General features: G+C 54.2%; 3 tRNA genes and 3 rRNA genes. All 6 read left to right on the top strand.

Going from position 1 to position 5875, the window contains the following annotated elements:
* Window positions 1-542 precede the first annotated feature (542 nt).
* The 6 genes from AC1RSI_RS16620 (at window position 543) to AC1RSI_RS16595 (ending at window position 5822) form a co-directional block, all read left to right on the top strand.
* Window positions 543-2003, top strand: a 16S ribosomal RNA gene (locus tag AC1RSI_RS16620).
* Between the two features lie 207 nt (window positions 2004-2210).
* Window positions 2211-2287: transfer RNA gene (locus AC1RSI_RS16615), tRNA-Ile, on the top strand.
* Window positions 2288-2375: 88 nt separating this feature from the next.
* A tRNA-Ala gene (locus AC1RSI_RS16610) sits at window positions 2376-2451 on the top strand.
* Between the two features lie 200 nt (window positions 2452-2651).
* Window positions 2652-5438 (top strand): 23S ribosomal RNA (locus AC1RSI_RS16605).
* Between the two features lie 89 nt (window positions 5439-5527).
* Window positions 5528-5642, top strand: a 5S ribosomal RNA gene (gene rrf / locus AC1RSI_RS16600).
* Together the 16S, 23S and 5S rRNA genes with 3 tRNA genes alongside form the textbook arrangement of a ribosomal RNA operon.
* A 103-nt stretch (window positions 5643-5745) precedes the next feature.
* A tRNA-Met gene (locus tag AC1RSI_RS16595) sits at window positions 5746-5822 on the top strand.
* The last annotated feature ends 53 nt before the right edge of the window (window positions 5823-5875 follow it).

Here is a 5875-nt window from a genome sequence, read left to right as displayed (position 1 = left end):
CGTATAGAGCCGCCTCGCTCGGAAACGGGCCGGCCCTGAGGGCTTCGGAGCTTCGGTTTCGGAGGTTTTGAGGGGAAGAAAGAGTTGAGAAACTTCTTGCTTTCCTGGGTTGGTTTCAATAGGTTCCGCGCTCCAATCGAATCGCCGAACGGTTAAGAGGAAAGCCTCTGCGTTTTCCTCCGGTGGTTTTTTGTGGTTTTGAGGCTTCGGTCTTGGTTCTGCAAAATCTCTGAAAAGAGCGGTTGACACGAGGTTCGCGGTTCTCTAAATCGCCGCCTCCGCCGACGACGAGGCGCTAAACAAGTCGGGCCGCTGAGGCGGTTCTGGGTCTTTGACATTGTTGATATGGAAAGAGAAACGCAGGCGGCGGTGTTCTAGCGATGACCTTCGGGTCATTATACGACACTGACTATCTGCGGTCTTTTTGAAAAGATACCATGCGTCGGTCTTCGGATCGATGACGTGGGAACTCGTCAATAAAATACGTAGAACTAATGCCAAGATCACTTCGGTGGTCTTCAAGCTTAGGTCAGAAGTCAACTCAACCTGAGAGTTTGATCCTGGCTCAGAGCGAACGCTGGCGGCAGGCCTAACACATGCAAGTCGAACGAACTCTTCGGAGTTAGTGGCGGACGGGTGAGTAACACGTGGGAACGTGCCTTTAGGTTCGGAATAACTCAGGGAAACTTGTGCTAATACCGAATGTGCCCTTCGGGGGAAAGATTTATCGCCTTTAGAGCGGCCCGCGTCTGATTAGCTAGTTGGTGAGGTAAAGGCTCACCAAGGCGACGATCAGTAGCTGGTCTGAGAGGATGATCAGCCACATTGGGACTGAGACACGGCCCAAACTCCTACGGGAGGCAGCAGTGGGGAATCTTGCGCAATGGGCGAAAGCCTGACGCAGCCATGCCGCGTGAATGATGAAGGTCTTAGGATTGTAAAATTCTTTCAGTAGGGACGATAATGACGGTACCTACAGAAGAAGCCCCGGCTAACTTCGTGCCAGCAGCCGCGGTAATACGAAGGGGGCTAGCGTTGCTCGGAATTACTGGGCGTAAAGGGAGCGTAGGCGGACATTTAAGTCAGGGGTGAAATCCCGGGGCTCAACCTCGGAATTGCCTTTGATACTGGGTGTCTTGAGTGTGAGAGAGGTATGTGGAACTCCGAGTGTAGAGGTGAAATTCGTAGATATTCGGAAGAACACCAGTGGCGAAGGCGACATACTGGCTCATTACTGACGCTGAGGCTCGAAAGCGTGGGGAGCAAACAGGATTAGATACCCTGGTAGTCCACGCCGTAAACGATGATTGCTAGTTGTCGGGATGCATGCATTTCGGTGACGCAGCTAACGCATTAAGCAATCCGCCTGGGGAGTACGGTCGCAAGATTAAAACTCAAAGGAATTGACGGGGGCCCGCACAAGCGGTGGAGCATGTGGTTTAATTCGAAGCAACGCGCAGAACCTTACCACCTTTTGACATGCCTGGACCGCCAGAGAGATCTGGCTTTCCCTTCGGGGACTAGGACACAGGTGCTGCATGGCTGTCGTCAGCTCGTGTCGTGAGATGTTGGGTTAAGTCCCGCAACGAGCGCAACCCTCGCCATTAGTTGCCATCATTTAGTTGGGAACTCTAATGGGACTGCCGGTGCTAAGCCGGAGGAAGGTGGGGATGACGTCAAGTCCTCATGGCCCTTACAGGGTGGGCTACACACGTGCTACAATGGCGACTACAGAGGGTTAATCCTTAAAAGTCGTCTCAGTTCGGATTGTCCTCTGCAACTCGAGGGCATGAAGTTGGAATCGCTAGTAATCGCGGATCAGCATGCCGCGGTGAATACGTTCCCGGGCCTTGTACACACCGCCCGTCACACCATGGGAGTTGGTTCTACCCGAAGGCGCTGCGCTGACCGCAAGGGGGCAGGCGACCACGGTAGGGTCAGCGACTGGGGTGAAGTCGTAACAAGGTAGCCGTAGGGGAACCTGCGGCTGGATCACCTCCTTTCTAAGGATGCTTCTCCAGGCCGTCTCTCACGAGACTGTCTATTGAGGCTCCGATTTAGCGGAGCGCTTCACAGCGCCGAGCACTATGCGGAATGCCGCCGTCTCCGTTTCTCTTTCCACTTTCGTCATCGACGCATCGACCATACGGGTTGATGTATTGGTGACGCGATCGCGAGCCTGGGTCTCTTGACCTGGCTGTCGCTGCCATAGGCCCGTAGCTCAGGTGGTTAGAGCGTACGCCTGATAAGCGTAAGGTCGGCAGTTCGAGTCTGCCCGGGCCTACCAGCTGATGCTGGTTGCTGGGGTTGGCCTCCAGCCCACAGGCAGTATCGTATGACAGCTCTCCTGGGCTTTGCACCATTCCTGTTGGAATGGGGCCATAGCTCAGTTGGTAGAGCGCCTGCTTTGCAAGCAGGATGTCGTCGGTTCGACTCCGTCTGGCTCCACCAGGATCTTGTGATCGCATTCAAGTTTGCCGTTGGCCGTAAGGCCGGCGTGCATTGAAATCGTAAAGGAAGAACGTGACCGGCTCCCCTGAGCTTGTAGGTCTTGTTCGAGAAGAAGACATTGTCTGACAAAAATCAGGCTTGGTCCCCCGGCATCTTTCCAGTCGGGCGGAATAAACCAGGCATGAGTTTTGCTGAGAAACGATCAAACGTTGAAGGGCTTCTGACGGATGCCTTGGCGTAGAGAGGCGATGAAGGACGTGGCAAGCTGCGATAAGAACCGGGGAGGCGCTAGCACCCTTTGATCCGGTTATTTCCGAATGGGGAAACCCACCTTTACAGTCTTCCAACTCTGCTTCGGTTTCGGCCGGAGCGGCGATTGGCGGATTGTTGAAAGGTATAATGAGCTGAATACATAGGCTTCATTAAGCGAACCCGGGGAACTGAAACATCTCAGTACCCGGAGGAAAGGACATCAACCGAGACTCCCGTAGTAGTGGCGAGCGAACCGGGACCAGGCCAGTGCTCTTGTGAAATAAAGACGAACGATCTGGAAAGGTCGGCCATAGTGGGTGAAAGCCCCGTAGTCATCAAACAGCAAGAGACTCGAGTAGGGCGGGACACGTGAAATCCTGTCTGAACATGGGGGGACCACCCTCCAAGCCTAAGTACTCCTCTACGACCGATAGTGAACAAGTACCGTGAGGGAAAGGTGAAAAGCACCCCGACAAGGGGAGTGAAACAGATCCTGAAATCGGAAGCCTACAAGCAGTCGGAGCCCCCAAGCGGGGTGACGGCGTACCTTTTGTATAATGGGTCAGCGACTTCATGTGTCGAGCAAGCTTAAGCCGTTAGGTGTAGGCGCAGCGAAAGCGAGTCTGAATAGGGCGCTAAGTTCGACGTATGACGACCCGAAACCAGGTGATCTATCCATGAGCAGGTTGAAGGTTGGGTAACACCAACTGGAGGACCGAACCCGTGAATGTTGAAAAATTCTGGGATGACTTGTGGATAGGGGTGAAAGGCCAATCAAACCTGGACATAGCTGGTTCTCCGCGAAATCTATTTAGGTAGAGCGTCCGACGAATTCCTTGGGGGGTAGAGCACTGGATGGTTGCGGGCTGCGCGAGCGGTACCAATACTAACCAAACTCCGAATACCCAAGAGAACTATCGGGCAGACACACGGCGGGTGCTAACGTCCGTCGTGAAAAGGGAAACAACCCTAACCATCATCTAAGGCCCCCAAGTCACGGCTAAGTGGGAAACGATGTGGGATTGCTTTGACAATCAGGAGGTTGGCTTAGAAGCAGCCATCCTTTAAAGAAAGCGTAACAGCTCACTGATCAAGCGATCCTGCGCGGAAAATGTAACGGGGCTCAAGCCGTGCGCCGAAGATATGGGTTTGCAGTTTACTGCAAGCGGTAGCGGAGCGTTCCGTAGGCCGGTGAAGGTCAGGCGTGAGCCTGGCTGGAGGTATCGGAAGTGAGAATGCTGACATGAGTAACGATAAGAGTGTGAGAGACACTCTCGCCGAAAGACCAAGGGTTCCTGCGTAAAGCTAATCTGCGCAGGGTTAGTCGGCCCCTAAGGCGAGGCTGAAAAGCGTAGTCGATGGGAAGCAGGTAAATATTCCTGCACCAGCTGGAAGTGACGGATGGCTTAACTCGTACCCACTTATTGGATTGTGTGTGCGGGGGCGTTGTCCCAGGAAATAACTCCAGCAGAGACCGTACCCGAAACCGACACAGGTGGTCAGGTAGAGCATACCAAGGCGTTTGAGAGAACTATGCTGAAGGAACTCGGCAAATTGCACGCGTAACTTCGGAATAAGCGTGACTCACCCTGGGCAACCAGGACTGAGTGGCACAAGCCAGGGGGTAGCGACTGTTTAGCAAAAACACAGGGCTCTGCGAAGCAGCAATGCGACGTATAGGGTCTGACGCCTGCCCGGTGCCTGAAGGTTAAAGGGAGTTGTGAAAGCGACGAACTGAAGCCCAGGTAAACGGCGGCCGTAACTATAACGGTCCTAAGGTAGCGAAATTCCTTGTCGGGTAAGTTCCGACCTGCACGAATGGCGTAACGACTTCCCCACTGTCTCCAGCATAGGCTCAGTGAAATTGAATTCCCCGTGAAGATGCGGGGTTCCCGCGGTCAGACGGAAAGACCCTATGAACCTTTACTATAGCTTCGCCTTGGCGTTAGCGACCGTATGTGTAGGATAGGTGGGAGACTATGAAACCGGGGCGCCAGCTCTGGTGGAGTCGTCCTTGAAATACCACCCTTACTGTCGTTGACGTCTAACCGAGGGCCGTTATCCGGTCCCGGGACATGGCGTGGTGGGTAGTTTGACTGGGGCGGTCGCCTCCTAAAGTGTAACGGAGGCGCGCGATGGTGAGCTCAGAGCGGTCGGAAATCGCTCGTCGAGTGCAATGGCATAAGCTCGCCTGACTGCGAGACTGACAAGTCGAGCAGAGACGAAAGTCGGCCATAGTGATCCGGTGGTCCCGAGTGGAAGGGCCATCGCTCAACGGATAAAAGGTACTCTAGGGATAACAGGCTGATTTTGCCCAAGAGTCCATATCGACGGCAAAGTTTGGCACCTCGATGTCGGCTCATCACATCCTGGGGCTGGAGCAGGTCCCAAGGGTATGGCTGTTCGCCATTTAAAGTGGTACGTGAGCTGGGTTCAGAACGTCGTGAGACAGTTTGGTCCCTATCTGCCGTGGGTGTTCGAAGCTTGAGAGGATCTGTCCCTAGTACGAGAGGACCGGGATGGACATACCTCTGGTGTACCTGTCATGGCGCCAGCTGTGCAGCAGGGTAGCTAAGTATGGAATAGATAACCGCTGAAAGCATCTAAGCGGGAAACTAACCTCAAAACAAGGCTTCGCTGAGGATCGTGGAAGACTACCACGTTGATAGGCCAGGTGTGGAAGTGGGGCGACCCATGAAGCTTACTGGTACTAATAATCCGATCGGTTTGATCGTTTCTCAGCAAAACTCATTCGATGATCATCCTTGACCCGATGATCGTCACGACAATGTCTTCTTCGCAATCTCTCTGTCCGCCCCGTTGACCCGGTGGCTATGTCGGAGGTTCCCCACCCGATCCCATTCCGAACTCGGTCGTTAAGCCCTCCAGAGCCAATGGTACTTCGTCTCAAGGCGCGGGAGAGTAGGTCGCCGCCGGGTCTACCGGGCGGACAGAGTGATTGCTAAATACATGGGCTATCGCGCTTCGCGCTACTTCAGCCCAGGCTTCTCGAACCGTTCTTCCTTCACGACTACCGCTTGCCGCGGGATGGAGCAGCCCGGTAGCTCGTCAGGCTCATAACCTGAAGGTCGTAGGTTCAAATCCTACTCCCGCACCCAAACAAAACAGCCGCTGAGCACTACGCTCAGCGGCTTTTTGCTGGCCGAAGTCC

This window comes from Brevundimonas sp. GW821-FHT10E09 (assembly GCF_058809375.1).
Note: the sequence above shows the minus strand (reverse complement) of the source record. Positions and strands in the feature narration are given on the sequence as shown.